This window comes from Methylocapsa sp. S129 (assembly GCF_009765995.1).
Lineage (GTDB): Bacteria > Pseudomonadota > Alphaproteobacteria > Rhizobiales > Beijerinckiaceae > Roseiarcus.
In genome coordinates, this window is the sequence record NZ_LMUI01000016.1 from 172,433 (window position 1) to 198,143 (window position 25,711).

Here is a 25,711-nt window from a genome sequence, read left to right on the forward strand (position 1 = left end):
GCGGCGGAGCCTCGCTTCAAGTTAGCTTGACGGCGCGCAGGAAGGATTGGGTGCGCGGATTGACGGGATCGTCGATGACCTGCTCGGGCGGCCCTTCCTCGACCATCATGCCCTTCTCAAAGAAACATACGCGATCGGCCAGAGCGCGGGCGACGCCCATCTGGTGCGTGACGATCAACATAGTTAGAGCGCGCTCGGACGAGAGCGCGCGCATGACGTCGAGCACTTCGCCGACGAGTTCGGGATCGAGCGCCGAGGTCACTTCGTCGAACAGCATCACTTTGGGCTCCAGAGCGAGCGCGCGCGCGATCGCCACCCGCTGCTGCTGGCCGCCCGAAAGCCGCGCCGGATAGCTCGCGAGCTTGTCGCCGAGCCCGACCTTTCGCAGCAGGCTTTCGGCGAGCGCCTCGGCCTCCGCCTTGGATTTTTTCATGACGTAGCGCGGACCGGACGCGACATTCTGCAGCGCCGTCATATGCGGGAACAGGTTGAACTGCTGGAAGACCATGCCGACCTTCGCCCGCATATGCCGCAGATGGCTTTCCGTGACTGGCTCGACGTCGACGCCCTTGCGGACGAACCACAGCGCTTCGCCGTCCACCATCACCATACCAGAATCGATCCGCTCAAGCGTCATCAGAACGCGCAGGAGCGTCGACTTGCCCGAGCCGCTGGGACCGATGAGCACGACCTTCTCGCCCTGCGCCACGATGAAGTCGAAATTGTTGAGAACGACGGTCTGGCCGAACCGTTTGGTGACGCCCTCGAACTTGATGATCGGAGTCATGCGGGCGCCTCTTCAGGGCGAAAACGCTTATCGATGAGATGGATGAGCGCGGTCGCAACGAGGCTCAGGACGAGATAGATGACGGCCGCCGCCGTCACCGGCTCTGTGTATTGGAAGCGTTCGGAGCCGATCTCATTGGCCACGAACATCAATTCCGTGACGGTGATGGCCGATAGGATCGCAGTGTCCTTGACCATGGCGATGGCGATGTTGCCGAGCGCCGGGACGACGGGAGGCAAGGCCTGCGGCAGCACGACGGACAGGTAGGTTCGCAGCTTGGTGTAATTGAGGCTGAGCGCCGCCTCCCATTGTCCCTTGGGCACGGATTCGAGCCCCGCGCGATAGGCTTCGGCGGCATAGGCGCCATAGTGCAGGCCCAGAGCAATCACGCCGGTGACGAAGGGGCTGAGCACGATGCCGGCGCTCGGCAGTACGAAGAACAGGAAATAGAGCTGCGCGAGAAGCGGCGTGGCGCGAAAGAATTCCATGACGAAGCGGGCGAGCGCCCTGACCGGTCGCGAGGGTGTGCGCATGAGCGTGACGAGAACGGCGCCAAACACCAAAGAGAGGACAAAGCCGACCATCGTCGCCTCGACCGTGACGATCGTCGCGAGCAGGAGTTGCGGCAGGATTTCCCAGACGAGCGCAAAGGAGAACTCCATGGTCACGCCGCCAGTCTGTCGCGGCCCTTGGCGAGCGCATGTTCGACCCCGCGCGTCCCTCCACTGATGACGAGCGCGATCGCAAAATAGATCAGGAGCACGACGATCAGCACCGGCGCGGTAACGACGTGAACCAGATTGATGTTCCTGGCCTGGAAGGTCAGGTCGGGAAGCGTGATCAGCGACACGAGCGAGGAGGCTTTCATCACCTCGATGGCCAGATTGCCGAACAGCGGCGTCATGATGCGCGCGGCCTGGGGCAACACGACGATGCGGAAGGCCTGAAAGCGATTAAAATTTAGGGCGATGGCCGCCTCGCGCTGTTCTCGCGCGACTGACCTCAAGGCGCCGCGCACGATTTCGGACCCGTAGGCCCCGTTGCAAAGGCCGATCGCCAGCACGCCGCAGAGCAGGGGCGTCATGCTGACGCCGAAGGCTGGCAGCACGAAGAACATCCAGAATAGTTGCGCCAGCAGCGAAGTGCCGCGAAACAGTTCGACATAGACAGTGGCGGGCGTGCGCAGGAGCCAGACGTTCGACTGCCGCGCGAGCCCAGCCAGCAGCGACAGTACGATGGCGAGCATGGTCGCCGTGACGGTGACCTGGATCGTGATCCACACACCCTGCAGGAGCAGCATACGGTAGTCCCAGACGACCTGCATCGGCGCGGCGCTTCCCGTTTCAAAGATTTCGAGCGGATCGGCTTGAGCCGATCCGTCGCGGCTTAAAGGCCAAGCGCGAGCCTGGCTCGGCTCAGCCCTTGCAGAGGTCGGCTGTGGTTATACCCACGGGAATATCGGACTTCGAATAACCGAACGGCTCGATCATCTTCACGTAATCCGGCGATTGCACGATTGAGATCAACGCCTCATTGAAGGCTTTGAGAAAATCCGCGTCATCCGGCCGAAAGGCGTAGCTGCCGACGCCGAGCACCGGTTTGCCGTCGACGACCGGCTGGACGAAGGGGTCGACGCGCTCGACGCCCGGATCCTTGGCGGCCTTGAGCAATTCTTGGGTCGACAGCGTCGGATAAATGAAGGCGTCGATCCGCCCCGCCTTGACGGCGGCGATCAGCGAGGGGCCGTCGGGTAGCGGGGCTGCCTGCGTCTTGGCGACGCCGGACGCATAGGCATGTTCCACGAGGGCGCCGGCGCCGGTGGTGTAACCGAGCTTCAGCGCAGGGTCTTTGCCGACGTCCGCAAGGCTGTGAAGCTTCTTCGGGTTGCCGGCGGGCACAACGAGAGCGTCGCCGAGGGCGAAGACCGGTTCTGCGAAAGCCACCTGCTTGCAGCGGTCGGGTCGGATATACAGGCCGGCCGCGATAATGTCGAAGCGCTTCGCCTTCAGACCGGGGATAAGCGAGCCGAACGGCGTCAGCACGCCGTCAAAATCCTTGACCCCCATCTTGGTCAGAACGGCGCGCAGCAGCACGATATCGGAGCCGACCAATTCGCCATCGGAGGTGGCCGAGCTGAAAGGCGCCTCATTGGCGAAGCCGATGCGCAAGGCTTCGCCGGCCTTGGCGCGTTCGAGCAAGGTGTCGGCGCTGGCCATGCCGGTCATCAGGGATAAGGCAAAACCGGCGATCGCCGCTTTGCCGAAAGGGCTTTTCAACAGGGACATGCGTTCTCCATTTTCCTTTGCAGCATCCTGGGAGTGATAGTTTACTTTGCAGCAAAAAGAACAATATTGTCTACAACCGTTCCGCATTCCGGCGTCGCGGCCAAAATGCGAGGCGGATCCTAAGGCTTATGCAAAACGCGGGCCATCAAGTTTAGTATGCTACGAAATGCACAATCTCGGACGGCCCGCGAACTTTGTTGACACGTTACGGAGCGCAATGCATGCCACGCCGAATGAGCCGGATCGAAGCCGAATGGCAGGGTTGGTTCTGCTTGATTGCTGCGCATCGATGACCAAAGCGCGGGCGTCCGCAGACCATTGGGCGCGATGGCTTATCCGAAGGGTCGAACCGTCACGCGCGAAGCGGCGCAACCAAGGATCAGTCCCATGACGATCATCCTCGTTGCGCATGATACGCTCATTCCGAGCCTCGATTGCATGATCGCGGGGGAAATGGCCGCCGAACGGGGCGCTCGCTTTGCGCCTCTGGTGAGCGGCGGCGCGGGTTTGTCGCGTTTCGATTGCGTGCAGCATGTGCTGGAGCAGGGCGAACTCGCCCCGAACGGCGTTCTGTGGGCCGAACGGGCCTGCGGCCGCCCGGTCGACGGGCTGGTCGATCGTGGCGCGGTAGCGCGTCTGCCGGACGAGATCGTCCTCGTGCCGCTTAACCCCGCCATTGCGTCGCATGGCGAAGCCGTCGCGCGGATAGAAGCCGGCGCGATCGCGGCCGGTCGACGACTGGAGCGTTATGACGTCACGGAGCGCGAGAGCGCCTTCGAAGTGCGGCGGCAGGGCGCGACGGCGCCGGTTTCGCTCTGGACTCGCGATAAGTTCGGTCGGCCAGTGCGCTCCGGTTTCCAAAGTGCGCGCACGGCGGGCGCGCCGCTGCGAATCCTGATTATCGCGGATGAGATCCTGCAGCGCGAGGTTTATCCCGCGAATATCGCCGCCCTTGGCGATGCCGCCGATGCGCTTGACCTCGACGTCGCCCTGAGTTTTATCGATCCGCGCATGCCTCAGGAGCGCGCCTGGGAGAAGATTTTGGCCGAGGCGGACGGCGTCCTGCTTCCCGGAGGATCGGATATGGAGCAGGTGCGCGGCCAGATCGACGTCGCTCGCGCGGCCCTCCGCACGAATGTCCCGACATTGGGTCTTTGCCTTGGCATGCAGACCATGAGCACCGCCGTCGCCCAGGAGGGCGCCGGACTTAACGACGCTAACCTCGCCGAGGCTGATCCAACGGCTCAGACCAAGACCTTTGTTCGCTTGCGCGACGAGAAGGGACGTCCGGAATTTCGGCTTGGTGTCAGGCCTTGCCGCATCGTTCCGGGGACCTGCCTTTCCCAGCTGCTGGGCGGTGCGGCGGAGATCGACGTTCATTACAACCATCGCTTTGTCCTCGAGACCACTCTGCACGAGCCTCTGGCCGCGGCGGGTCTGCGCATCAGCGGTCTGCACGAGGACCGCGACTTCGCGGACGCCATCGAAGCGCCTGGCCTCACCTTTTTCATGGGCATGCAAGGGCATCCGGAATTGGCGAGCCGGCGCGGCAGACCTCACCCGCTCATCACGGGCTTCCTGTTCGCCGCGGCCGCTCGTGAAAACTCCCAGAAGATCGCCCCGATTGATGGCGCGCCGTTGGCCGCCTCCGGACGTCGCCGCTAGGATACCGACGTTTCTCAAACGAGCGCATGGACATGGATCGCCGAGACAAAAAGCAAGCCCAATATCTCTTGGCGAATCTCATTCTCGACATCGCCCGCACCTTGCGTCTGAAGGTCGGGCATCATTTCACCGAGCAATGGCTCGCCAGGGAGCTTTCGGTCTCGCGCACGCCGGTTCGCTCGGCGCTCCAATTGCTGGCCGTGCGCGGCATCGTCGAAGCGCGCCGCAATCAGGGCTTCTTTCTCGCCATGCCCTGGAGCGAGTTGGACCCGCAGCACACTCTGGATGTGCCCTCGACCCCCGAGGAGACCTTCTATACTACCCTGATCCGAGACCGACTTGCTGGCGAGATCGCCGATTCCATCACCCAGACCGATCTGACGCGACTCTATCGGGTCAATCGCGTCGTTCTGATGCGCACCTTGAGCCGCATGAGCGACGAGGGATTGATCATCCGCAACAAGGGACAGGGCTGGAGCTTTCTGCCGACGCTCGACTCAGCCCGCGCGCTGCGCAGCAGCTATGAGTTCCGCATGACCGTTGAGCCTGCCGGCCTGATGCTGTCCGGTTTCACGATTGATCTTCTCGCCCTCAAACGACTCAAAGCCGATCACAACTACGCGCTGTCGCGCGCCGCCGCGGCGATGTCGGATGGCGCGCTGTTCGAACTCGATTCGACCTTCCATGAAACGCTCGCCGCGTTTTCCGACAACCCGTATTTCCTTCAGGGAATTCAGCAGCAGAATCGTCTGCGCCGCTTGCTCGAATACCAGGGCTACAGCAACCGGCGCCGCGTCCGTGAATGGGTGCGCGAGCATCTCAGCATCATTGAATCGCTTGAAGCCAACGATCGCCTGAGCGCCTCAAAACAGTTGCACGGGCATCTCGTCAACGCGATCGCGGCCTCGACGCGGAGCGCGGCCCGCTTGATTGCCTAGACAGGAGGCCACGGCCCGCAGGGCTTGACGAGGACTCGCTTGCATTTTGTACATTATGTATCAATATAAGCAATACAAGCGGATCGCCGGACAAGTCTCCGCTTCCGCTTCGAGTTAGGAAACGGAACTCGTTCTTGCGGTGCGAGGGTCAATTGCTGGGCGCCGCGCTCGTTTAGAAGCAAGGCCGGACATCAGGAGTGCCCAAAAATGTCGTCGTGTCCCGATGTCGCGCGCATGAAGCGGGAGCTGGCGGGCCTTGTGGCCATCGACACGCAAAACCCGCCCGGCGGCGAGGCGGCGGCGGCGCATTTCCTTCGCGATCTGCTAGCGGGGGAAGGCTTCGAGGTCGCCCTGCAGGAATACAAGCCAGGGCGCGTTAACGTCATCGCGCGGATCGAGAACGGCGCTGGCCCGGTCTTCGCCTTCAACACGCATATGGATGTCGTGCCGGCGGGCGAGGGCTGGTCGTCCGATCCGTTTGCCTTGAGGGAAGCGGATGGCAGGCTCTACGGTCGCGGCGCCTCCGACTGCAAGGGGCCGCTCGCCGCCATGCTGGAAGCCCTGCGCATGCTCGCGGCCGACCGATCGACCTGGTCTGGCACGCTGCTTGGCGTCTTCGTCGCCGACGAGGAAATCGCGAGCGAGGGCGCCAAGTTCTATGCCGCTGGCCGCCCGAGGATCGACGCGGCGGTGATCGGCGAGCCGACTTCGAACGCCGTCTTCGCCGCCCATAAGGGCAGCCTCCGCCCCATCGTGCGCGTGCATGGGAAGACAGCTCATTCTGGCGCGCCGCATCTCGGGGAGAACGCGATTTTGCGCGCGGGCGCACTCCTCGGCCTCATCGCCGAACATCACGAGACGATCGTGAAGCACAGAACGCATCCGCTCGTCGGCGCGGCGAGCCTCACCGTCACCCGCATCGATGGCGGCCATGCCGACAATGTGCTCCCCGACGCTTGTGACCTTCTGCTCGACCGTCGGATGGTGCCGGGCGAAGACGAAGACATCGTCAAGCGCGACATCGACGATCTGCTGGCTCTCGCTCACACGCGTTTTGGCGTCCGAGCTGAGGTCGTCGCCTACAAACCGACGACCGGCGGCGCGACGGAGACCGCGGCGGATGCCCGCATCGTGCAGGCGAGCCTTGCCGCGAGCCGCGCGCACGGCGTTGCCGAGCCCGGTCCGTTCGGCTTCCAGGGCGCCTGCGACCTCGTGCACTTTCGCAGCATCGGCGCCCAGGGCGTGGTGATCGGCCCCGGCGACCTCGCCGTCGCCCACAAGCCCGATGAGTTCGTGCCTGTGGATGAGTTCATCGCCGCGAGCCTGATCTATCGCGACGTCGCGCGGGCCATGCTGAGGGGTGGAAACTGAGCCGATGCGCGTATCCCTACACAAGGCGGAGCTTCATTACGGCGCCGGCCTCCTGCTGCATACCGCCTCGTCCGGCGCCGTGCCTCATCTGGCGGAGATCTATCTGCGGCTCGACGACGGCGAATCCGTCGGGATCGGCGAGGCGCGAGCCAATATTGCCTATCTGAATGGTCTTGCCGAGGGCGATGTCGTCGCCGGCGCCGTCGCGGCGCTCAAGGTCGTCGATTGGGCGCGCGATCCTGCCGAGCTTCTTCGCACGATGGAGGACTGGGCCGCGTCCTTCGCCGCGCCCGTGCGCATGCTGATCGACGTCGCGCTGCATGATCTTGCGGCCCGCCGCGCGGGCCTGAGTGTCGCCGCCTGGTGCGGCGCGCCCGCGCCGGACATCGTTCGGGCGACCAACCAGACACTATTCTGGTCGCCGCTCCAAGAATTCCTGGCGCAGGCGCAGAACTACGTCGACCGGGGCTTCCGCGATCTCAAAGTGCGCGTCGCGGTCGGCGACTTCGACGCGGATCTGCGCCGGATCGCGGCCTTGCGGGGGCGCTTTGGCGATCGTGTGACGATCGCTGCCGACGCCAATGGCCGGTGGGCAGCGACGGAGGCGCTCGACAAGCTTCAGGCGCTCGCCCATTTCGATCTCGCGTATGTCGAGCAGCCGGTTCCGCCCGGCGACTGGACGGCGCTCAACCGCCTCGCCGATCGGAGCCCGGTGCCGGTCATGCTCGATGAGAGCGTCGCCACGCCAGGCGACATCGCGCGCATTTGCGCCTATGGCGGCCGCGTCCTCGCCCATCTCAAGCTCGTCAAGCTCGGCGGCGTCGCCCCAACTATGGCCGCGGCGCGGCGTCTGTCCGCGGCGGGCGTTCCCTTCATGATCGGCCAGATGAACGAGGGCGCTGCCGCCACCGCCGCTGCGCTTCACGTGGCCTGCGCGACCGAGCCAGCCTTCTCGGAACTCTACGGCGCCGACGGGCTCCTCGACGATCCGATTTCGGGCGTCGCTTACGGCGAGGGCCGTGTGCGCATCGATCGGCTTTCTGGTCTCGGCGTTGCCTTTGACGCGGCGGCCGCCCAATGCATCGGAGAATTCGGACATGGATAGATCGGGCGTCGCGCAGGGTTCGGAATCGGCCTTCCCGAAGGCGGAATACGATGGCCGCGTGGCGCGGGCGCGCGAGGGCCTGACCAAGGCCAGCATCGACGTGATGGTTGTGACCGGGCCGGAAAACATCTTCTATCTCACAGGGCAGCAAACACCCGGCTACTACACGTTCCAGGCGCTCGTCCTGCCTGTGGAGGGCGACCCGGTCTTCGTCGTCAGAGAACTTGAAGTCTTCAACTTCATCGCCAACACCTTCATTGCAGACGCCAAGGTCTATCAGGACGGCGACGAGCCCGTAAAATTCCTGGTGGAGGTCATCGAGGCGCGCGGCTGGGCGGCAAAGCGCATCGCGATCGACAAGCGCGGCTGGTTCCTGCCAATCGCAACCTACGAGGCCCTCCAGAGCCGGCTCGGCGCGATCCACGATGCGGCAGGGATCGTGGAAGCGCTGCGCATGGTGAAATCCCATGCCGAGATTGAAAAGCTGTCGAAGTCCGCCGCCTATGTAGACGCGGGCCTGCGCGCCGGCCTGGCCGCCGTGAAGGTGGGGGTGAGCGAGAACGACCTCGTGGCCGCCATGATGGGCGCGGCCATCACGGTTGGTTCCGAATATATGGGCATGGAGCCGCTGGTGTCCGTAGGTCGTCGCACGGGCGTGCCGCATGGCACCTGGAAGCGCAGCCGGCTTGGCGCGGACGAACCGGCATTCCTCGAAATGGCCGCCAGCCACGACCGCTACCATGCGGCCCTGATGCGCTCCGCCTGGGTCGGCGCCATGCCTCAGGCGGCGCAGGATATGGAAAAGACCTGCCGCGACGCGCTTCAGGCCGCCCTCGACGCGATCCGTCCGGGCGTCGCCTGCGAGGACGTTCACTTGGCCTGCCAGACGGTGATCGATCGCGCCGGCTATACGGATAATTTTCGCAAGCGCACCGGCTACAGCGTCGGCATTTCCTTCGCGCCTGACTGGGGCGAAGGCGGCATCCTCAGTCTCTATAAAGGTGTCGCCACCGCGCTTCAGCCGGGCATGACGTTCCACATCCCCCCAGCGCTCCGCGCCTATGGCCAGTTTACGGTCGGCGTCAGCGAGACGGTCGTAGTCACCGAGACCGGCTGCCGCGTGCTTGGCGCCGTGCCCCGCCCCATCCTGCGCCTCGCCAGCTGAGGCCGACGTGGCTCAACATCATCCAGGACCTGCATCATGAAGGACTTCTCAGAGTGCCATGCGCGGCTCCGCGGGCTATTCAACATCACGGTCACGCCGTTTCGCGCTGACGGCGCCTTCGACCATGAGGGCCTGGCGCGCAATGTGGAGCGGGCGATCGGGCTCGGCTTCAATGGCGTCCTGATCGGCGGAACCTATGGCGAGTTCCCGGCCATGTCGACGGATGAGCGCGCCAACATGTTCCGCCGCGTCATGGACGTCGTCGGCGATCGGGCGCCGGTCATGCTGTGCAGCGCTGGCTCCGACACCCGTGTAGTGCGTGAGCTGACGGCGCTCGCCGGCGACCTCGGCGGCCTGCCGATGGTGACGCCGCCCTTCGTCTCAGAAGTAACCGACGAGCAGATCGTCGCCTTCTTCCGCGATATCGCCCCACTCTCGCGCACCGGGGTCCTAGTCTACAACGCGCCCGGCGTCGGCATCACACTGTCGCCCGCCGTGTTGGAACAGCTCGCTGAAATCCCCAACATCGTCGGAGTGAAGCAGGGCGACCTCTCTCCCACCGCCATCGATCGGATCGCCAACCGGCTCGGCGGCCGCATCCGGCTGTTCTGCGCTTCGGACCTAGCTTTCCTTGGCCCGATGATGGCCGGCTTTGACGGCGTCAGTTCGACCAACAGTTGCGCGTTGCCGGAATTGATCCTCGCCGCCTACCGCGCGCTGGAGGCGGGCGACGCGGCGACTGCGCGCGATCTCCACCGCCTGTGGTATCCGTTTCGGGCGCTCGCGCGTGAGTTTGGGCAGCCCCAGGTCGCCAAGGCCGCGATGACCCTGCGCGGCTTTGACGGCGGCTCGGTCCGTCCACCGCTGCGCGATCTCGATGCGGCGCAGGTCGAGCGTGTCGCAGCCGTGCTGCGCGATCTTAGCGCCGATCCGCGATCAGGCGTGCGCCTTGCCGGATGAAGGAATGGGGCGCGCTGGTCGGCGACTTGCGCGGGCCGTGTTCCATTCAAGACTTCCACAGCGGGTCATTAAATACGAGTTTCTTCGTGGCGCCCGAATTTGAAGCGCGAGCCTGCCACTGGCGTCGATTTCCGTGGCGCCCTCGGCTTCAAGCGAGGGCTGTAGCACGGCGATATGTCCCTGCCGGACGTCGATATCAATGTTTATGCGGCCATCGGGCAGATTGGCGCGATGGATGATCAAGTCGAGCAAGAGGTCTCCGGGTCGAAGGTTATGCTCAGGTCACGAATGCTTCCAACCGAGGAACCGCCATCAGGAGCTGGCGCGTGTAGGGGTGACAAGGGCTGTCAAAGACTTGGTCTCTATCCCCTTCCTCAACGACTTCTCCATCGCGCATGACGACGACACGATCGGCGATCTGTTCGACTGCGCCAAGATCGTGACTGATAAACAGGCAGGAAAATCCATGTCGAGCCTGCAGATCGGCGAAAAGATCGAGGATTTGCGCGCGAACGGTCACATCCAGGGCCGAAACCGGCTCGTCGGCAATCAGGAACGCCGGGCGCCTTGCAATCGCGCGGGCGATCGCCACACGCTGACGCTGCCCTCCAGAGAGTTCGTGTGGGTAACGGGTCGCGAGGTCTTCAGCGAGCCCAACCTCCCGAAGCGTCTCACGGACGCGCACATTTTTGGCGACCGAGGTGAGGTTCCGCGCGGCGCGCAGCGCCTCTCGCACGAGGCTGTGTACGGTCATGCGCGGATCAAGCGACAAAAAGGGGTCCTGGAACACCATCTGGCATTGCGGACGATAGCGCCGCCAGCCTTCAGTCCCGCGCGCGATCGTTTGGCCCTCAAAGAGGATTTCGCCTTTGGTGGGGTCGAGAAGACCGGCGATGGCCCGCCCCAACGTTGTCTTGCCCGACCCAGACCCTCCGACGAGCGCCACCACCTCGCCGGGGCCGACGCGAAGACCAACGCCCTGTAGCGCTCGCTTGCCTGGGCGGTTGAGAAAAAGCCCCGCGCTCCCCTTATAGTCGACGATCAGGTTGTTGACCTCGACCAGCGGCGGCCCCGACGGCTTCGGTCGCGTCGGTCCGCGATGCGGCATCGCCGAAAGTAGGTTGCGTGTGTAGGGTTCGCGGGGTGCGCGTATTAGCTCGGCAGTCGTATTGTCTTCGACGATCTCACCGTGGCGCATGACGAGAACGCGGTCGGTGTAGCGAGCGACCATCGATAGGTCGTGACTGATGATGAGAATCGCCGTTCCGTATTCGCGGGTCAGATCGACCATGAGTTCGAGCACGTCACGCTGAACGACGGCGTCCAACGCCGTCGTTGGCTCATCGGCGATCAGCAACGCCGGCCGGAGCAGCATGGCGGAAGCGAGCATGATGCGCTGCCTCATGCCACCGGAAAAGTGATGCGGGAAAGCGCCGAGGGCCGCTTCGGGATCCGCCAGCGCGACGCGCGCCAACATTTCGAGGATTCGCGTGCGTCTCTGGGGACCGCTGAGCTTCGTGTGTAGGACGAGTCCTTCTTCGAGTTGTCGCCCGATGGTCATCGACGGATCGAGCGATGTCATCGGTTCCTGGAAGACCATACCGATGCGGGCGCCGCGCAATTGCCGAAGGGCTCGAGCGTTCAGGCGCGTGAGCTCCTGTCCGTCGAACTGGATCGTTCCCGCCGTTCGCCGGATGGCCGGCGGCTGCAGACTGAGGATCGCCCGCGCCGCTAGGGTCTTGCCGCTGCCAGACTCGCCGACGATTCCGACAATCTCGCCCGGACGGACGGAGAATGTAACGTCCTTGACGATCTCTTTGCCGTCGCGAAGCGCGAGCCGAAGACCGGCGACAACAAGCAAGTCGGCGTTCGCCATTTCAGACCCCTCGCATCCGTGGATCGAGCCGGTCGCGTAGGGCGTCGCCCAGGAGGTTGATGCCCATGAGCGTCAGCGAGATGCACAGGCCTGGGAATAAGCCGAGCCAGACCGCCTGCGCGATAAATGGTCGGCTGGCGGCGAGCATGTTGCCCCAAGTGGCGGCCGGCGGCGGAACGCCCAGTCCGAGAAAGCTCAGGGCGCTTTCGGCCAGCAGGGCCCAGCCGAACATCGAGGTGGCGAGGACAATCAGCGGGGCGATGCAATTGGGAAGGATGTGGCGTACGATTGTGTATATTTCGGAGTTGTCCATGATTCTGGACGCGGCGACGAAGTCTGTCTCGCGTAATGACAGGACGGCGCCGCGAACCACTCGGGCGACCGACGGCGAATAGGCGACGCCAAGAGCGAGAATGATACCGTATTCATTTGCGCCCATGATGGCGAGGAGGCCGAGCGCCAGGAGGATTCCAGGAAATGCGAGCAGCGCGTTGTTCAGCGCCATCAGGATCCGGTCTGTCCACCCCTGAAAATACCCGGCGACAAGACCCACCGTCGTGCCCGCGAAGAGGGCCCCGACAACCGTCAGCAAGCTGATCCGCGCGCTGGTCGCCGCGGCGACCATCAAGCGGCTCAAGACATCGCGGCCGAATTCGTCGGCGCCAAGCCAGTGAAGCTCACTGGGCGGCGCGAGACGGGCCGTGAAGCTGACAGCAAGCGGGTTGAAGGGCGTCCAGATCATGCCCACGAGGGCGGCCAGCGCGACGACGCCGACAAGCACGCCGCCAATGACCACGTTTGGCTTCAGGGCGCTCACTGCGCGGTCACTCGCGGATCGAAGAGCGGGTAAAGCAAATCAACGACGAGATTGGTCCCGACATAGGTGAATGCGATGAAGAGCAGGCAACCCTGGATCACAGGATAGTCACGGCCGAAAATCGAATCGACGAGGAGCCGCCCGAGGCCAGGAATCGTGAAGACGGTTTCGATGACCGCAATGCCGGCGAATAGGTTGCCAAACACCAGGCCAATCAGCGTCCACGTTGGTCCGAAGGCGTTCCTGAAAGCATGGCGCACGAGAATCGCCGGTTCCGACAATCCTTTGGCGCGGGCATTCGTGATGTAGTCGAGGCGCAGGACCTCGAGCGTGCTCGCCCGCGCCATGCGGATGAGGACGCCGGTCTCGTGGAGAACCAGCGTGACGACGGGGAGGACGATATAAAGGAGAGCCGCAAAGGGGTTTTCCGAGAACGCGACATATCCAACCACAGGGAGCCAGCCGAGCTTGAGGCCAAAGGCGTAAAGCAGCAGGAGGCCGAGCCAGAAGCTGGGGATCGACAAAAGCAGGGTCGCTGCGCTGACGATTCCGACATCGAGCGCCTCGTTCTGGCGCCACGCCGCGATCATTCCCGCCGGAACCGCGATCAGCGCGGCCAAGGCGACGGCGGTCACGACAATGCCGGCACTCACCCAGAACCGGTTGACAACCAAAGGAAGAACCGGCTCGCCTGTACGAATGGAAGCCCCAAGATCGCCTCGAAGAACATGTCCGAACCACCGGACGAATTGCGTCGCGATGTTCTGGTCGAGGCCGAGGCGGCGGTGCAAGTCCGCCAGACTGGCGGGGTCCGTCCGATCCCCCAGCATCAGAGCCGCAGGGTCGCCGGGTATTAGACGGATCATGACGAAAACCAGCATCGCGACAATCAGCAGCGTCGGCAATGCCGTTAAAAGCCTCTTCGAGATGAACCGGATCATGACGCTCCGCTCCCGTCCTCTCGCCCGCCGCCGCTGTCAATCATCGACGCGCATGTTCCACAGACGCGGCTTCCCCTCCCAGGGCTTAAAATCGGAGATAAGCTTGTTATGCACCCAAACCGTCAAGCCGTTATAAAGCGTCAACAAAGGCGCATCGTTGAGCGCCATCAGATGCAGCGCATCAAAAATCTTGCGCCGCTCGTCTTGATTCGACACCAGTTCGGCGCGATCGATCAGCGCGAGGGCCTTCGGGTTGTCCCAAACCTTGCGCAGTTGCTTGGTTTTGTCACCCGCGAATTGCTCATAGCTCATGGCCGGGTCCAATCGTCCTGAATAGGAGAAGGACATCATCTGATAATTGCCTGAATTGTAGCGGTCGAGCTGAGTGGCCCATTCCAGAACTTCGATCTCGACGTTGACGCCGATCGCCTGAAGCATCGCCTGCGTGGCCACCGCGACCTGGAAGCTAGGCATAGGCGAGCGTTTGTTGGCGATCAGCTTGATCGTCTGGCCTTTGTAACTGCTCTCCCGCAGCAATTTTTGCGCCTCGCTGAGGTCCGTCTTGAAACCCTCGCGCTGCACGTCGTCGAAATAGATCGAACCCTGGAAGACCGCCGAATTGTTAGGACGCGACAACCCGTCGCCGGCCATGTCAACCAGCTGCTCGTAGTCGAGCGCCGCCGCGATCCCTCGCCGAAGTTTCTGATCCGCTAAAAGCGGGTCCTTGGTTTGGAAGAGAAGAACATTCTTGGATGAATCCGGGATCGACAGCACGACGAGATTAGGGTCCGCCTTTAGCTCTTTCACATCCGAAGATAGCACCTGGGCGATGTTGATAGACTTTGTGGATAGTGCGAGTTTCACCGTCGCCGGGTCCGGCACGACCTGGAACTCAATGTTGTCGATATGTGGCGTCTTAAGGCCGACATAGCCGTCGAAGCCCGCACCTGCGGGAGAGACGTAGGATTCGAAACGCGCTAGCGTAACGCTGCGACCGCGTTTCCAATCGACAAACTTGTAGGGCCCAGTTCCGATCGGGTGGTCCCAGGATCCATCGGCCTTGATCGACGCCTTGTTTAGAATCGCCGTCATGCCGCAATCGGTCCGCGCCATGGTGTCGAGAAACATCGCACTCGCGTGGTCGATGTGCATGATGACGGTCTCAGCGTCTGGCGCCTCGACCGAAACAACCTTGAGCCCGTTGCGACCGTCGAAGTCCGCGAGGCAGCGCCATCCGGTCTTGGGGTCCATGTAGCGGTTCCAACTCCAGATTACGTCCGATGAGTTCAGCGTCTCGCCGTTGTGAAATCGGACGTCTGGCCGAAGCTTGAATGTATAGGCGAGTCCGTCCGGGGAAACATCGACCGTCTTGGCGAGCAGAGGCTTTACATCCCCTCCTTCGCCGTAGCCGACGAGGCCTTCGACAATGTTCAGAATGACGCCGTCGGTGTTGTCGTCCCGGTTGACGCCGGGGTCCGTGCTCCGGATGTCCGCGGTCAGCGCCACCGTGACGCGCGTCGCAGCCTGGGCCACGCCAAACATTGAGAGAGCCACGACGATCGCCGTCACAAGCATACGTTTCATTGTCGATCCATTGCGTAATGGCCGAAGCCTTAGGCGCGCGCGCCAAAGGGCCGCGACGTTCAAAGGCTGGAAGACCTCTCTGTCGCAGCTTTGCGGCGAAGCTCTCCGAGCTGCGCAGCCAGAAATGGCTTGGCGCGTTCGATGACTGACGCGGCGTCATGGGATACGCCGAGGATAACTTCGTGGGTGACGCCGACGCCGGCGGCGGAAAGGGTCTCGTGCAGCGCTCCGAGGCGCTCTGGCCTGGAAGCTCCTGCGTCGTTCGCGCCGGGCATCCAATTCCGTCCGCCTTCGCGGTGGGTTATCTCGCTTGTGTCCAAATCAGCCGATCCGACGAGCAATTGGACTGGCACGCGTCGCAAGGCGTCGAGATTCGGCGTGACGCCGAACCGCTCTTCAAGATTGCGCGTGCCAACCCACCAATCTCGATTGTGGTCGAGCAGCGTGACGGAGCCCGGGGCCCCCAGAGAAGCGGCCCAGAGGCGTTCGGGCCTGACGAGAAGGAAGCGGTTCGCAAATTGAGCGCCGCCGGAAAAGCCGAACAGGGCGAACCGATCGAAAGAGCAGGTCCACCGCTTCGAGACCTCGGAGACGATATCGAGCAAGATCTGGTCGTAACGTAATTCCGGCTCGCTCAGATATTTGTATCCGTCGGGATTGCCGTCGCCGCCTGGGCCGACCGGAAACAGCGGGCTGAGGATCATGACGTTGTTCGCGAGACCGAAATCCTGGAAGCGATCCCTGAAATCCATGAACGTCCGTGGACTGCCGTGAACGACGACGACCAATTCCGGCGGAACGGGGGCCGAGCGCAATTCCGGCGGCACGTATAGGCAATAGGAAAATCGAGGGTCTCGGCGCCCGGCATACACGGTCGTGCATCCGCTGTCATAGGGGCCGAAATTCGTCATCCGAATGCTTTCACGGCATCGCCTCGACTAGCCATTCGCGCTCGCTCTAATTATGATCCAAAATGTGATCCAATTTGCTAGCGCCTTTTTCCCGCCGATGCAAGCGTTGACCGTCCCACGCGCGCGTTATGAATTTGGGCTAACGATCGCTGACAGACCAGCGGCGCCTCACGATCGATGATGAGACCATGGCAGGGGAAATGAACGATGGTCCGGACGAAAAAGGTGACCACTGGCAAAAAACGGGACTCCAAGGGAGCCGACGCAATAGCCGCCGCGATCGCCAGGGACATCCATTCCGGCCAATTCGGCAACGGCGCCTGGCTCAAGCAGGTGGACATCGAAGGTCGCTATCGATGCACTCGCGCCGACGCCCGCCGCGCGCTGGAGGCGCTTGCCCTAAAAGGCGCTGTGCAGCGAATTCCACAACGGGGCTATTATGTCAGCGTCATCGACGAGCGGAGCCACCGCGAACTGGTGGAAGTTCGGGTAATTTTAGAAACGGCGACGATCCCAAGCATCGTCGAACAGGCCACGGAAACCGACGTCGCCGACCTCAAGCGACTCGCGGAGCGATTCGCTGTATCGATCCGACATGGCGACGCGGCCGAAAAATATAACGCCAATCGGGCCTTCCATGTGCGTCTGACTCAGCTTTGCGAGAATCGCGAACTCGTTAAGCTCGCTCTGGATGTCCGCGGTCACTTGCCTGCTACCCCGATTGCTCAATGGCGATCCCAGGCTCGGATCGAGCGTTCTTGCGAGGAGCACTTCATGATGATCGACGCGCTCGCCGCTCGCGATATCGCGAGGCTCATGCATCTTATTGCCATTCACATTCGCCAGCCAGAGGGCGAAGACCGCTCAGTTCCACAGAGCCAATCATAGCGGCGTCGACCTCAGCGGACGTCGTTGTGCAATTGTTCTGGGATCGACTTCCATTGGTCTATGTTCGTGAGCGGTCTCGTGGCTGCACCAATATGTGGCAGACGGCACTGTCAGATATGGAGCCGAGGCGCACCGCTCGACGGTTGGCGATGGCTGTCCGCGCGACCTGTGCTGTTCATTCCTCCTGTCCGATTCGCATAATGCTGTGTAAGGAACGGAGGATCTGTCGACATGAAGTAGGCCGCCCGCTCATTACCGAGTCCCGATCACGCTCAATCATTGCCCGAGAATGACAATCCGTGATCGAGCGTGAAGTCGGATTTCGAGACGGATTGTTGTGGAGGACGATTATCGCCTGTTCGGCACAGGCCAGCGCATGAGACCAGAAGTTAGGTAATCTCGCCGCATGTTCGTCTTTTCACGACGCGGCCGCCGAATCTACGATCGAGGCGTCTTAAGTGTAGGCGAAAGCAGGGGGCCTTGCTATTCTATGCCTATCTTCGATCGGCTTTCCATTGCCTGCCAAGCGGATCGTAGCATAGGGAAATATCGCACGCTGGCGCGCAGCATCGTGTCCTGGCGTAGAAACGACCTCGGCCCCGCGCGCTGAACGAAACTGCGAACTTTGTGCGCACTATATGTGCAGTGTGAAACCTGATAGCAGCACGAGATTACCGGGTCCTCTTCGCCCCCGCCGCGCGAATGGCGGCTTTCGCAAAGGCGCGGCGAGGTGGAAAACTCAATCGCTCCAATGGCGCATTGGACGGACGCGAAAACAAATAACGTAATGAAATGAATGAATTAGAAATAAAATTCTCGGTTGCCCCCATGATGGACTGGACGGACCGGCATTGTCGGTTTTTCCATCGCGTCATGACGCGCCGCGCGCGGCTTTACACGGAAATGCTGACGGCCGATGCGGTGGTGTTTGGGCCGCGCGAGCGGTTGCTCGGCTTTGACGCGTTCGAACATCCGCTCGCCCTGCAGCTTGGCGGCGCCGATCCCGCGCGTCTCGCGCAAGCGGCCCGCATCGGCGCCGATTTTGGCTATGACGAGATCAACCTGAATTGCGGTTGCCCGTCGGACCGCGTGCAAAGCGGCCGCTTCGGCGCCTGTCTGATGCGCGAACCGGCGCTGGTGGGCGATTGCGTGGCGGCGATGCTCGGCGCGGTCGCCATTCCCATAACCGTCAAATGCCGCATCGGCGTCGATGCGCAAGAGCCGCGCGAGGCCCTGTTCGGACTGGTCGAGGCGGTCAAGGCGGCGGGCGCCTCCGCCGTCATCGTTCACGCCCGCAAGGCGTGGCTGGAGGGTCTGAGCCCCAAGGACAATCGCGACATTCCGCCGCTCGATTATCCCCTCGTTTACGCCTTGAAGGCGGCCCATCCCGATTTGCCAATCGCCATTAATGGCGGCGTCGTGGATTTGACCGCGGCGCCGGAGCATCTCAAGCACGTCGACGGCGTGATGTTCGGCCGCGCTGCCTATCAGTCGCCCGAATTGTTGCTCGGCGTCGATCCGCTGTTGTTTGGCGAGCCGGCGCCGGTCGCCGACGCTTTTGAGGCGATCGAAGCCTTTACGCCTTATATCGCGCGCGCCCTGGAGCGCGGCGTGCGCCTGCACGACATCACGCGTCATATGCTCGGCCTGTTCGCCGGGCGGCCCGGCGCTCGCGCCTATCGCCAGAAGCTCGCCATGCTGGCGCCGGCGCGGGGGGCGGGCCTGGAGGTGTTGCGCGAGGCGGTGGCGCAGGTCTCGCGCGAATTTGAAGCGATGACCGTTTGAGCGGCGCCTATCGCGCCTTCAGCACAAGCCGTCCGCGCTCGACCGAATAGCTTTGCAGGCGTTCGAGGAAACTCATGCCGAGCAGGTTTTCGCTCAGGGCGCCGGGGCGCGCGATCAGCGCGCGGACATTGCGAACGACGATCGGCCCGACCGAAAGCTGATCGAGCCTCGTCTCGGCGGCCATGGCCGCGCCGTTGGCGGTGGTGACGCGCACGTCATAGTCGAGCGCGGCCGTCTCGATGCCCATTTTCTTGGCGTCCTGCGCGCGGATGACGACCGTCGACGCGCCGGTGTCGAACAGGAATGAAGCGGACGTATTGTTGACCTTGCCTGCGACGACGAATTCGCCGCCCAGACGCTGGCTGATGATCACCTCGCCGCCCTGGCCGACCACCGGTTCGGCGGCGTTTAGCTCGGCCAGCACCCGGTCGGCGAACTCGGAAAATTCGAAACGATAGGCATAGAGGCCGGTCAAAGCGACCATCAGCACGGCCCAGGTCAGGGCGCCGCTGAGCGCCCGCCCGATATTGGCGGGCCCGAGGCGCCAGGGTCCGCCGAGCAACAGCCACAGAACGAGCGCGCCGGCGAGCGCGGCTTGCGCGAAATGCCCGTGATCGAGGCCGAGGATGAGCGCATCCGCCGGCGTCAGGCATAGCGCGAGCGCGGCGAGCGCCAGCAGGCCGATGGGGAGGATCAGGCGCATTTCAGCTTCCCTCCTGCGCCTCCAGCTTGCGTCCGCGCGCCTTTCGCGATCGCATCGTGACGAGCCGCGCCGACAATCCGGCCATGATTTCCAGCCGGGCCGGCTCGTCGAGGCCGCCCCAGGCGGCGATTTCGCTGAGCGTTCGGCCGCAGCCGATGCAAAGCGCGGCGCGCGGATCCACGACGCAGACCTGGATGCAGGGGGTCGAGGGCGGGTGGGTTAGCGGGGCGCTCATAGGGCAATATTTAGGCGGCCGAGCGCCCAATGAGAAGGCCGCACAGGCAGGCAATTTCGGCGAACTGCTGCGTTGCGCCGATGACGTCGCCGGTCTGGCCGCCGATCTGGCGTCGCGCGACCATCGTCATCGCTATGGCGGCGGCCAGCGCCAGGGCGAGCGCGAGGATCGCGCGGCCGAGACCGAGCGCGCTGAGGCCCAGCACGCCTGCGACGATCAGGGCGGTCATTCCTGCCGCCAGAGCGCTGCTCGCTTCAAGGGGTCCGGCGCTGGCGCCCAGGCCGTCCGCGCGGGCAGGGGGCAACAGCGCCAACGGCAGCAGCCCGAAGGCGCGTGACGCGGCGGCCGCCAGGATGAGCCCCGCGGCCGCGGCGGCCAAGCTGTGTTCAAGCAGCGCGCTCAACGCCGCGATGCGCAGCACGAGCGACAGCGCCAGAGCCGCCGCGCCATAGACGCCAATGCGGCTATCGCGCATGATTTCGAGCTTCCGTTCGCGCGTTTTGCCGCCGCCAAAACCGTCGGCGACATCGGCGAGGCCGTCTTCATGCAAAGCGCCCGCGACGAGGACAAGCACGCTGATCGCGAGCGTCGCGCAGACGAGGGGCGGCAGGCCGAGCGCATGGCCGAGCCAAAGCGCCAGCGCGCCGATCGCGGCGATGACCGCTCCGGCGATCGGAACCATGCGCGCGAGGCGCGAAAGATCAGGCGCGGCGTGTGGGTTTTGGTCGAAGGGCGAAGCGGGCAGCGGCAGGCGCGAAAAGAACCGCAGGCAGGCGAGAAGATCGTGCGCGGCGTTGCGAAGTGAAGCGGGGACGGGAGCGAGATTGGGCATGGCGCGATCTTATCTGCTTCCGTCGACGCGTGACGAATCAACGCACCGGCGGGAGTTCACCCCTTGGGATCGCGGCCATACGGCCGCCTCTTGCACGGTGAGAGAGGCCCGCGCCGCCCCTCATCCGGGCGCCATCCGGCGCCCACCTTCTCCCGCTTCGCGAGAGAAGGAAGACGCGCGCCCCTTCGCCCCGCGTAGCGGGGAGAAGGTGGCCGGCGGAGCCGGCCGGATGCAAGGGGCGGCGCGGCGTTGGCGGCGCTTTCACTTGCGCCGGCTACGTCGCGAGCCGCTCTTTCTTGCCCAATGGCCTGGGGCCGCGCTTCCTGGCCGCGCCCTTGGCGCGCGGCTCAAAGCCCGCGCCGAAGGGCTGATCGTCCAGCGGTTCGATACGGATGTTTTCCGGCGACCGGCGGCGGATGTCGCTGGCGAATTGTTCGGCGGCCGAGGCCGCCACTTCGAATTTCGTTTCATTATCGAAAATGCGGATTGTGCCGATATCGGCTTTGGTGAGGCCGCCGGCGCGGCAGATCATCGGCAGCAGCCATTTGGGATCGGCGTTTTTCGAGCGCCCGATGTCGAGCCGGAACCATACGCCCTTGGCGGTGGGACCGAACGCATGCGGCTTGCCAAAATCCCGCGCCTTGCGCTCCGGCGGCCGATAGGATTCGGCGTTGCGCGGCGAAGCCGGGCGCTGGCGCGGCTCGCGGCGCTCTGGCTCATGGCCGGGATCAGAAATCTCCTCGAGCGCCGGAAGGCGGGATCGGTAGATGCGGGCGAGGGCGGCGGCGACCTCTTCGGCGCTGCGGCGCGCCAACAGGAGCTTCGCCATCGCGATATCGTCGTCGTTTGGCGGTTCGGTCAGCAGCGGGTCTTGCAGCAGACGCTCCTGATCGAGCAGGCGGATTTCGTCCGCCGATGGCGGCCCGCTCCATTGCGGGGGAATGCCGGCATTGGCGAAGAGTTGCTCGGCGCGCCGGCGCCGCGCGATCGGAACCAGCAGCGCGCTGACGCCCTTGCGCCCGGCGCGTCCCGTTCTGCCGCTGCGATGCTGCAGCGTTTCGACGTCATGGGGAAGGTCGGCGTGAATGACGATGCCGACATTGGGCAGATCGATGCCGCGCGCGGCGACATCGGTCGCCACGCAGACCCGCGCGCGCCCGTTGCGCAACGCCTGCATCGCCTGATTGCGTTCATGCTGGCTGAGTTCGCCCGACAGCAATACCGCCGAAAAGCCGCGCTCCAGCAGTGTGGCGTGCAAATGGCGCACGGCTTCGCGCGTGTTGCAAAAGACGATCGCGGTCGGCGCCTCGATCAGCCGCAGCAGATTGACGACCGCATGTTCGGCTTCCTTGGGCGCGATGCGGATGGCGCGATATTCGATATCGACATGGCCGCGCTTGCCGCCCGCCACTTCGATGCGCAAGGCGTCGCGCTGATAACGTTTGGCGAGAGCTGCGATCGCCTTGGGCATGGTGGCGGAGAACAGCAGGCTGCGCTTGTCGGCGGGCGCGGCGTCGAGAATGAATTCGAGATCCTCGCGAAAGCCGAGATCGAGCATTTCGTCCGCCTCGTCGAGAACGACCGCCTTCAGTCTGGAGAGATCGAGGCCGCCGCGCTCGATATGATCGCGCAGCCGCCCCGGCGTGCCCACGACGATATGCACGCCCTCCGCGAGGCGCCGGCGCTCCTGTCGCGAGTCCATGCCGCCGACGCAGGCGGCGATGCGCGCCTGCGTATATTGATAGAGCCATGTCAGTTCGCGCTCCACCTGCATCGCCAGTTCGCGGGTCGGCGCGATGACAAGCGCCAGAGGCGCGGCGGCTTGTCCAAAGATCGCAGCTTCGCCAAGGATCGTCGGCGCCATGCCCAAACCATAGGCCACTGTCTTGCCCGAGCCGGTCTGGGCCGACACCAGGAGATCGCGGCCCGCAGCTTCGGGCGCAAGAACCGCCGATTGAACGGGCGTCGGATCGGCATAGTTGCGCTCGGTCAATGCGCGCGACAGCGATGGGTTCGTCTGGAAAAAAGTCACGGAATGAATTTGCCTTCGGGATAGGGGCGCCGGGAATTGGGCGCGCGCGGTATGGACCGGGGTTGTGTTGGAAATGCGCTCCGCGAGCATAAGCTTATCACACCGACGGCGGCGGGTCTTACCGAATAAGGAGCTGCTGCGAAGCCGAAGACGTCCGAGGTCTCGCCGAATATGGTCTTGAACGCCGCCGTGAAATAGGGCATCGCAGATAACGCATTGCTAGGAACAGGGTTTATAGCATGTCCAGTCTTTTTAGCGCCGTGGAGCCCTATGCGGTTTTGCGGGTCGCCTGCGGCGCTTTTCTCATCCCGCATATCTGGGGAAAACTTCAATTTCCGCCGCCGCTTGTCGTGTTCTTCGAACAGGCGGGTCTGAGGCCGGCGAGAGCTTTCATGATTCTGGCTTCGATCATCGAAGCCATCGCCGCCGCGGCGCTGATCTTGAACCTCTTCACGCCGATAGCGGCGTTGCTGGCCGCGATCATGCTGGTTATCGCAACGATCTGCCTGTATCGCGTGCGGGGCTTTCTCTGGATATGGAACAGCGGGGGCTTCGAATTCCCGCTGTTTTGGACAATCGTCAGCCTCGTCGTGGCGCGTATCTATTGGATTTGAGTTCGTCCCATCGCAAGCAAGATTGGTTAGCGAGGTCTCATAATGCCCGGTTCGACGGAACATCTTGTCGTAGTTGGCGGCACGTCGGGAATTGGATTGTCGGTCGCGCGGGCAGCTCATGCGCTCGGCTGCCAGGTCACGATCGCCGGCCGCGGAGCGCAGCGCGCCGCCGACATCGCCGGATCTATCGGACCCGGCGCGACCGGCCTCCACATTGACCTGGAAGACACGGCCTCGATCCGAGCGGCGTTGGCGGATGGGCCGGCGATCGACCATCTCGTCCTGACGCCGATCCGTCGGTTGGCGACCAGCGTGAAGGATTTCAATATTGTCGAGGCCAACAGGCTCGCGCATATCAAGCTCACCGGCTATGTCGCGGCCGTCAGCGCCGCGCTGCCGCGCCTCAAACCGACGTCCTCGATCGTGCTGTTCGCGGGCCTCTCCAAGGCCAATCCCTATGTGGGCTCGACGATGATTTCGATCGTCAATGGCGGCATTGTCGGCATGACGAAAACCATGGCGGTCGAACTGTCGCCGATCCGGGTGAATTGCCTGTCGCCAGGTCTTGTTCCGGACTCGCCGACTTGGGAGCGCGCCATCCAGCAGGGCGCCACAGCCATTGTCGATGCGATGGCCGCGCGGACGCCGGCGCGGCGGCTGGCTTCGAGCGCCGACATTGTCCACGCGGTCTTTTTCCTGCTCGACAATCGCGCCGTGAACGGCATCGATCTGGAAATCGACGGCGGCATCCAGTTGGTGTGACCTGTCTCGCGGTCCGGTCCGGAAGACCGTTACGCGAACAGGTTTCTCAAATGATCGTTGAGAAACCGGCCCTCCGCGTCGAGGCGGCGGCGGATGGCGCGAAAATCATCGAAACGCGGATAAAGCGTCGGCATGTCCTGCGCATTGTTGAAATGCAGCTTCCCCCAATGCGGCCGCGCTCCGTATTGTCTGAGGATCGCGTCGACGTCGAGAAGATAGTTCCAATAGTCGATCCCCGGGCCGCCCGAGACGGAGACCGTCACGCTGTCGCGCTTGTAGTAGGGGCTCAGCATGCCTGAATCGCCGCCGACGAAACGATATTCGACGGGATAGATGCAGTTCGTGTGTTTCGTCAGCATCAGGTCGCGGACCTGCCGCAGCGCCTCCTTGCCGTTTTCGACCGGAATCGCATATTCGAGCTCGTGGAAGTTCGGGACATATTCGATCGGATAGATTTCCGAGGAATAGGCGACGCGCTCGAAGCTCTTCTCGTCAGAGAACGGCGGCTCGTCGGTGATATCCATCACCTTCATTTCGCAGACGTCATGCTCGTGTTTTGTCGGCGAGACCGCGGCGACGTCGGGCAGACAATAGAGATGCCGGGATTCTGGAACCGGACACCAGAAGAAGCTGAAATGGCGATGGCGCGCGGCCAGCTCATCGTGTTGCGCCATGCAGGTCTCGAAATCATCGCGCCACAGCTTCTCCTTCAGATTGTAGGCGTCGACCGTCTGCAATGTGACGGTGGACATCACGCCGAGCATGCCGATCGAGACCTGGGCGGCGGCCATCGTCTCAGGGTCCGTGTCGGCGTCGACGCTCAGCGCCGAACCGTCCGCCTGAATGAGGCGCATGCCGACCGCCTGCGACGACAGGCAGCCAAGGCTGATCCCGGTGCCATGCGTGCCGGTCGACAATGCGCCGGCGATCGCCTGGGTGTCGATGTCGCCCTGGTTGGCGAGCGACAGCCCGATCTGTTTGAGGGCTCTGCCGATGTCGCCGATTTTCGTGCCGGCGCGCACGACGACCCGCTTGCGGTCATGATCGGCGCTGACGATTCCCTGCATATTTTTGAGGCTGAGCAACAGGCCGCTGGTCGCCACCACCGGCGTGAAGGAATGGCCGGAGCCGGCGACGCGCACGCCGAGATTCCGGCGCGAAGCTTCATGCACCAGCGCGGCCAGTTCGTCCTCCGAACCCGGTTCGCTCATGTGGCGCGCGATAAAAGACTGGTTGCCGACCCAGTTGCGCCAATGACCGCCCGCTCCGAGTGGGACCGGCGGCGACGGCAAAGGCTCATTCATGGGGCGCTCCTGATGCGGCGATGAGGCGACAGCTTACCCAATGCGTTGCGATGGGGGAATGTGGCGGACGATTTCACAAACCATGACCTCGCAAGTCATCGACGCTTTCGCCGTATCCTGAGAGAATGGGCGCCGCCAAAGCCGGAGCCGC

25 protein-coding genes are annotated in these 25,711 nt (G+C 63.5%); 10 read left to right on the forward strand and 15 right to left on the reverse strand.

Features of this window, described 5'->3' with window-relative positions; all coding sequences use genetic code 11:
* Positions 1-16: 16 nt before the first annotated feature.
* The 4 genes from ehuA to ehuB all read right to left on the reverse strand — a co-directional run bounded on the left by ehuA (position 17) and on the right by ehuB (position 3,072).
* Positions 17-787: an ectoine/hydroxyectoine ABC transporter ATP-binding protein EhuA gene (ehuA, locus tag GSQ90_RS10095; protein ID WP_305848676.1), complete on the reverse strand. Its 771-nt coding sequence runs from the start codon at positions 785-787 to the stop codon at positions 17-19.
* The gene (gene ehuD, locus GSQ90_RS10100) at positions 784-1,449 is read right to left on the reverse strand and encodes an ectoine/hydroxyectoine ABC transporter permease subunit EhuD (RefSeq protein WP_158814703.1); all 666 of its coding nucleotides are present in this window, start codon (positions 1,447-1,449) and stop codon (positions 784-786) included. The genes ehuA and ehuD overlap by 4 nt, the downstream gene beginning before the upstream one ends.
* 2 nt (positions 1,450-1,451) lie before the next feature.
* Positions 1,452-2,111 (reverse strand): ectoine/hydroxyectoine ABC transporter permease subunit EhuC, encoded by a 660-nt coding sequence (gene ehuC, locus GSQ90_RS10105; protein ID WP_158814704.1) that lies wholly within the window; start codon positions 2,109-2,111, stop codon positions 1,452-1,454.
* Between the two features lie 91 nt (positions 2,112-2,202).
* Entirely contained in the window at positions 2,203-3,072 is an 870-nt protein-coding gene (ehuB, locus tag GSQ90_RS10110) for an ectoine/hydroxyectoine ABC transporter substrate-binding protein EhuB (RefSeq protein ID WP_158814705.1), read from the reverse strand.
* A 387-nt stretch (positions 3,073-3,459) separates the two neighbouring features.
* Between ehuB and GSQ90_RS10115 the strand changes: the two genes are divergently transcribed.
* From GSQ90_RS10115 to GSQ90_RS10140, 6 genes are all read left to right on the forward strand, one after another.
* Positions 3,460-4,737, forward strand: coding sequence for a gamma-glutamyl-gamma-aminobutyrate hydrolase family protein (locus GSQ90_RS10115; protein ID WP_158814706.1), 1,278 nt, complete (start codon positions 3,460-3,462; stop codon positions 4,735-4,737).
* Between the two features lie 32 nt (positions 4,738-4,769).
* On the forward strand, positions 4,770-5,675 hold the full coding sequence (locus GSQ90_RS10120) for a GntR family transcriptional regulator (RefSeq protein ID WP_158814707.1): 906 nt from the start codon (positions 4,770-4,772) through the stop codon (positions 5,673-5,675).
* Positions 5,676-5,882: 207 nt separating this feature from the next.
* On the forward strand, positions 5,883-7,046 hold the full coding sequence (locus tag GSQ90_RS10125; protein WP_158814708.1) for a M20 family metallopeptidase: 1,164 nt from the start codon (positions 5,883-5,885) through the stop codon (positions 7,044-7,046).
* 4 nt (positions 7,047-7,050) lie between these two features.
* Complete coding sequence (locus GSQ90_RS10130) at positions 7,051-8,151, forward strand: mandelate racemase/muconate lactonizing enzyme family protein (protein WP_158814709.1); 1,101 nt, start codon at positions 7,051-7,053, stop codon at positions 8,149-8,151.
* Positions 8,144-9,316 carry a Xaa-Pro peptidase family protein gene (locus tag GSQ90_RS10135; protein ID WP_158814710.1) on the forward strand — a complete coding sequence of 391 codons (1,173 nt, stop codon included), beginning with the start codon at positions 8,144-8,146 and terminating at the stop codon, positions 9,314-9,316. The genes GSQ90_RS10130 and GSQ90_RS10135 overlap by 8 nt, the downstream gene beginning before the upstream one ends.
* A gap of 36 nt (positions 9,317-9,352) precedes the next feature.
* A complete protein-coding gene (locus tag GSQ90_RS10140) occupies positions 9,353-10,276 on the forward strand; it encodes a dihydrodipicolinate synthase family protein (RefSeq protein ID WP_158814711.1) in 924 nt (307 codons plus the stop codon).
* Here the strand turns inward: GSQ90_RS10140 and GSQ90_RS10145 are convergent.
* From GSQ90_RS10145 to GSQ90_RS10170, 6 genes are read right to left on the reverse strand one after another with little or no spacing between them, the layout of a single operon-like run.
* On the reverse strand, positions 10,253-10,528 hold the full coding sequence (locus GSQ90_RS10145; protein ID WP_158814712.1) for a hypothetical protein: 276 nt from the start codon (positions 10,526-10,528) through the stop codon (positions 10,253-10,255). The two genes, GSQ90_RS10140 and GSQ90_RS10145, sit on opposite strands and share 24 nt — an antisense overlap.
* Positions 10,529-10,553: 25 nt before the next feature.
* Entirely contained in the window at positions 10,554-12,152 is a 1,599-nt protein-coding gene (locus GSQ90_RS10150; RefSeq protein ID WP_158814713.1) for an ABC transporter ATP-binding protein, read from the reverse strand.
* Between the two features lies 1 nt (position 12,153).
* Positions 12,154-12,969 carry an ABC transporter permease gene (locus tag GSQ90_RS10155; protein ID WP_246731508.1) on the reverse strand — a complete coding sequence of 272 codons (816 nt, stop codon included), beginning with the start codon at positions 12,967-12,969 and terminating at the stop codon, positions 12,154-12,156.
* Positions 12,966-13,910, reverse strand: coding sequence for an ABC transporter permease (locus GSQ90_RS10160; RefSeq protein WP_158814714.1), 945 nt, complete (start codon positions 13,908-13,910; stop codon positions 12,966-12,968). Before GSQ90_RS10160 ends, GSQ90_RS10155 begins: the two co-directional genes overlap by 4 nt.
* Before the next feature lie 36 nt (positions 13,911-13,946).
* A complete protein-coding gene (locus GSQ90_RS10165) occupies positions 13,947-15,494 on the reverse strand; it encodes an ABC transporter substrate-binding protein (RefSeq protein WP_158814715.1) in 1,548 nt (515 codons plus the stop codon).
* Between the two features lie 59 nt (positions 15,495-15,553).
* Positions 15,554-16,405, reverse strand: coding sequence for an alpha/beta hydrolase (locus tag GSQ90_RS10170; protein ID WP_158814716.1), 852 nt, complete (start codon positions 16,403-16,405; stop codon positions 15,554-15,556).
* 207 nt (positions 16,406-16,612) lie between these two features.
* Here GSQ90_RS10170 and GSQ90_RS10175 point away from each other — a divergent pair, with 207 nt between their 5' ends.
* Positions 16,613-17,293: a GntR family transcriptional regulator gene (locus tag GSQ90_RS10175; protein ID WP_158814717.1), complete on the forward strand. Its 681-nt coding sequence runs from the start codon at positions 16,613-16,615 to the stop codon at positions 17,291-17,293.
* Positions 17,294-18,085: 792 nt separating this feature from the next.
* Positions 18,086-19,078, forward strand: a complete 993-nt coding sequence (gene dusA / locus GSQ90_RS10180; protein ID WP_158814718.1) for a tRNA dihydrouridine(20/20a) synthase DusA — start codon at positions 18,086-18,088, stop codon at positions 19,076-19,078.
* Positions 19,079-19,085: 7 nt separating this feature from the next.
* On the opposite strand, the gene GSQ90_RS10185 is transcribed toward dusA, so the two are convergent.
* From GSQ90_RS10185 to GSQ90_RS10200, 4 genes are all read right to left on the reverse strand, one after another.
* Positions 19,086-19,781, reverse strand: a complete 696-nt coding sequence (locus GSQ90_RS10185) for a TIGR02281 family clan AA aspartic protease (protein ID WP_158814719.1) — start codon at positions 19,779-19,781, stop codon at positions 19,086-19,088.
* A gap of 1 nt (position 19,782) precedes the next feature.
* Entirely contained in the window at positions 19,783-20,016 is a 234-nt protein-coding gene (locus tag GSQ90_RS10190) for a DUF1289 domain-containing protein (protein WP_158814720.1), read from the reverse strand.
* Between the two features lie 10 nt (positions 20,017-20,026).
* Positions 20,027-20,848, reverse strand: coding sequence for an adenosylcobinamide-GDP ribazoletransferase (cobS, locus tag GSQ90_RS10195; RefSeq protein WP_158814721.1), 822 nt, complete (start codon positions 20,846-20,848; stop codon positions 20,027-20,029).
* Between the two features lie 274 nt (positions 20,849-21,122).
* On the reverse strand, positions 21,123-22,880 hold the full coding sequence (locus GSQ90_RS10200; protein WP_158814722.1) for a DEAD/DEAH box helicase: 1,758 nt from the start codon (positions 22,878-22,880) through the stop codon (positions 21,123-21,125).
* Between the two features lie 239 nt (positions 22,881-23,119).
* On the opposite strand from GSQ90_RS10200, the gene GSQ90_RS10205 reads away from it, so the two are divergent.
* Together GSQ90_RS10205 and GSQ90_RS10210 are read left to right on the forward strand one after the other, a co-directional pair.
* Positions 23,120-23,494 (forward strand): DoxX family protein, encoded by a 375-nt coding sequence (locus GSQ90_RS10205; protein ID WP_158814723.1) that lies wholly within the window; start codon positions 23,120-23,122, stop codon positions 23,492-23,494.
* A gap of 42 nt (positions 23,495-23,536) precedes the next feature.
* Positions 23,537-24,256, forward strand: coding sequence for an SDR family oxidoreductase (locus GSQ90_RS10210; RefSeq protein ID WP_158814724.1), 720 nt, complete (start codon positions 23,537-23,539; stop codon positions 24,254-24,256).
* A 29-nt stretch (positions 24,257-24,285) separates the two neighbouring features.
* Here the strand turns inward: GSQ90_RS10210 and GSQ90_RS10215 are convergent, their stop codons facing one another.
* A complete protein-coding gene (locus GSQ90_RS10215; RefSeq protein ID WP_158814725.1) occupies positions 24,286-25,560 on the reverse strand; it encodes a D-arabinono-1,4-lactone oxidase in 1,275 nt (424 codons plus the stop codon).
* Between the last annotated feature and the right edge of the window lie 151 nt (positions 25,561-25,711).

What these genes read in the sequence shown, in the direction of transcription:
- ehuA (WP_305848676.1), bottom strand. Translation starts at nt 787, where the DNA reads ATGACTCCGATCATCAAGTTCGAGGGCGTCACCAAACGGTTCGGCCAG.
- ehuD (WP_158814703.1), bottom strand. Translation starts at nt 1,449, where the DNA reads ATGGAGTTCTCCTTTGCGCTCGTCTGGGAAATCCTGCCGCAACTCCTG.
- ehuC (WP_158814704.1), bottom strand. Translation starts at nt 2,111, where the DNA reads ATGCAGGTCGTCTGGGACTACCGTATGCTGCTCCTGCAGGGTGTGTGG.
- ehuB (WP_158814705.1), bottom strand. Translation starts at nt 3,072, where the DNA reads ATGTCCCTGTTGAAAAGCCCTTTCGGCAAAGCGGCGATCGCCGGTTTT.
- GSQ90_RS10115 (WP_158814706.1), top strand. Translation starts at nt 3,460, where the DNA reads ATGACGATCATCCTCGTTGCGCATGATACGCTCATTCCGAGCCTCGAT.
- GSQ90_RS10120 (WP_158814707.1), top strand. Translation starts at nt 4,770, where the DNA reads ATGGATCGCCGAGACAAAAAGCAAGCCCAATATCTCTTGGCGAATCTC.
- GSQ90_RS10125 (WP_158814708.1), top strand. Translation starts at nt 5,883, where the DNA reads ATGTCGTCGTGTCCCGATGTCGCGCGCATGAAGCGGGAGCTGGCGGGC.
- GSQ90_RS10130 (WP_158814709.1), top strand. Translation starts at nt 7,051, where the DNA reads ATGCGCGTATCCCTACACAAGGCGGAGCTTCATTACGGCGCCGGCCTC.
- GSQ90_RS10135 (WP_158814710.1), top strand. Translation starts at nt 8,144, where the DNA reads ATGGATAGATCGGGCGTCGCGCAGGGTTCGGAATCGGCCTTCCCGAAG.
- GSQ90_RS10140 (WP_158814711.1), top strand. Translation starts at nt 9,353, where the DNA reads ATGAAGGACTTCTCAGAGTGCCATGCGCGGCTCCGCGGGCTATTCAAC.
- GSQ90_RS10150 (WP_158814713.1), bottom strand. Translation starts at nt 12,152, where the DNA reads ATGGCGAACGCCGACTTGCTTGTTGTCGCCGGTCTTCGGCTCGCGCTT.
- GSQ90_RS10160 (WP_158814714.1), bottom strand. Translation starts at nt 13,910, where the DNA reads ATGATCCGGTTCATCTCGAAGAGGCTTTTAACGGCATTGCCGACGCTG.
- GSQ90_RS10165 (WP_158814715.1), bottom strand. Translation starts at nt 15,494, where the DNA reads ATGAAACGTATGCTTGTGACGGCGATCGTCGTGGCTCTCTCAATGTTT.
- GSQ90_RS10170 (WP_158814716.1), bottom strand. Translation starts at nt 16,405, where the DNA reads ATGACGAATTTCGGCCCCTATGACAGCGGATGCACGACCGTGTATGCC.
- GSQ90_RS10175 (WP_158814717.1), top strand. Translation starts at nt 16,613, where the DNA reads ATGGTCCGGACGAAAAAGGTGACCACTGGCAAAAAACGGGACTCCAAG.
- dusA (WP_158814718.1), top strand. Translation starts at nt 18,086, where the DNA reads ATGAATGAATTAGAAATAAAATTCTCGGTTGCCCCCATGATGGACTGG.
- GSQ90_RS10185 (WP_158814719.1), bottom strand. Translation starts at nt 19,781, where the DNA reads ATGCGCCTGATCCTCCCCATCGGCCTGCTGGCGCTCGCCGCGCTCGCG.
- GSQ90_RS10190 (WP_158814720.1), bottom strand. Translation starts at nt 20,016, where the DNA reads ATGAGCGCCCCGCTAACCCACCCGCCCTCGACCCCCTGCATCCAGGTC.
- cobS (WP_158814721.1), bottom strand. Translation starts at nt 20,848, where the DNA reads ATGCCCAATCTCGCTCCCGTCCCCGCTTCACTTCGCAACGCCGCGCAC.
- GSQ90_RS10205 (WP_158814723.1), top strand. Translation starts at nt 23,120, where the DNA reads ATGTCCAGTCTTTTTAGCGCCGTGGAGCCCTATGCGGTTTTGCGGGTC.
- GSQ90_RS10210 (WP_158814724.1), top strand. Translation starts at nt 23,537, where the DNA reads ATGCCCGGTTCGACGGAACATCTTGTCGTAGTTGGCGGCACGTCGGGA.
- GSQ90_RS10215 (WP_158814725.1), bottom strand. Translation starts at nt 25,560, where the DNA reads ATGAATGAGCCTTTGCCGTCGCCGCCGGTCCCACTCGGAGCGGGCGGT.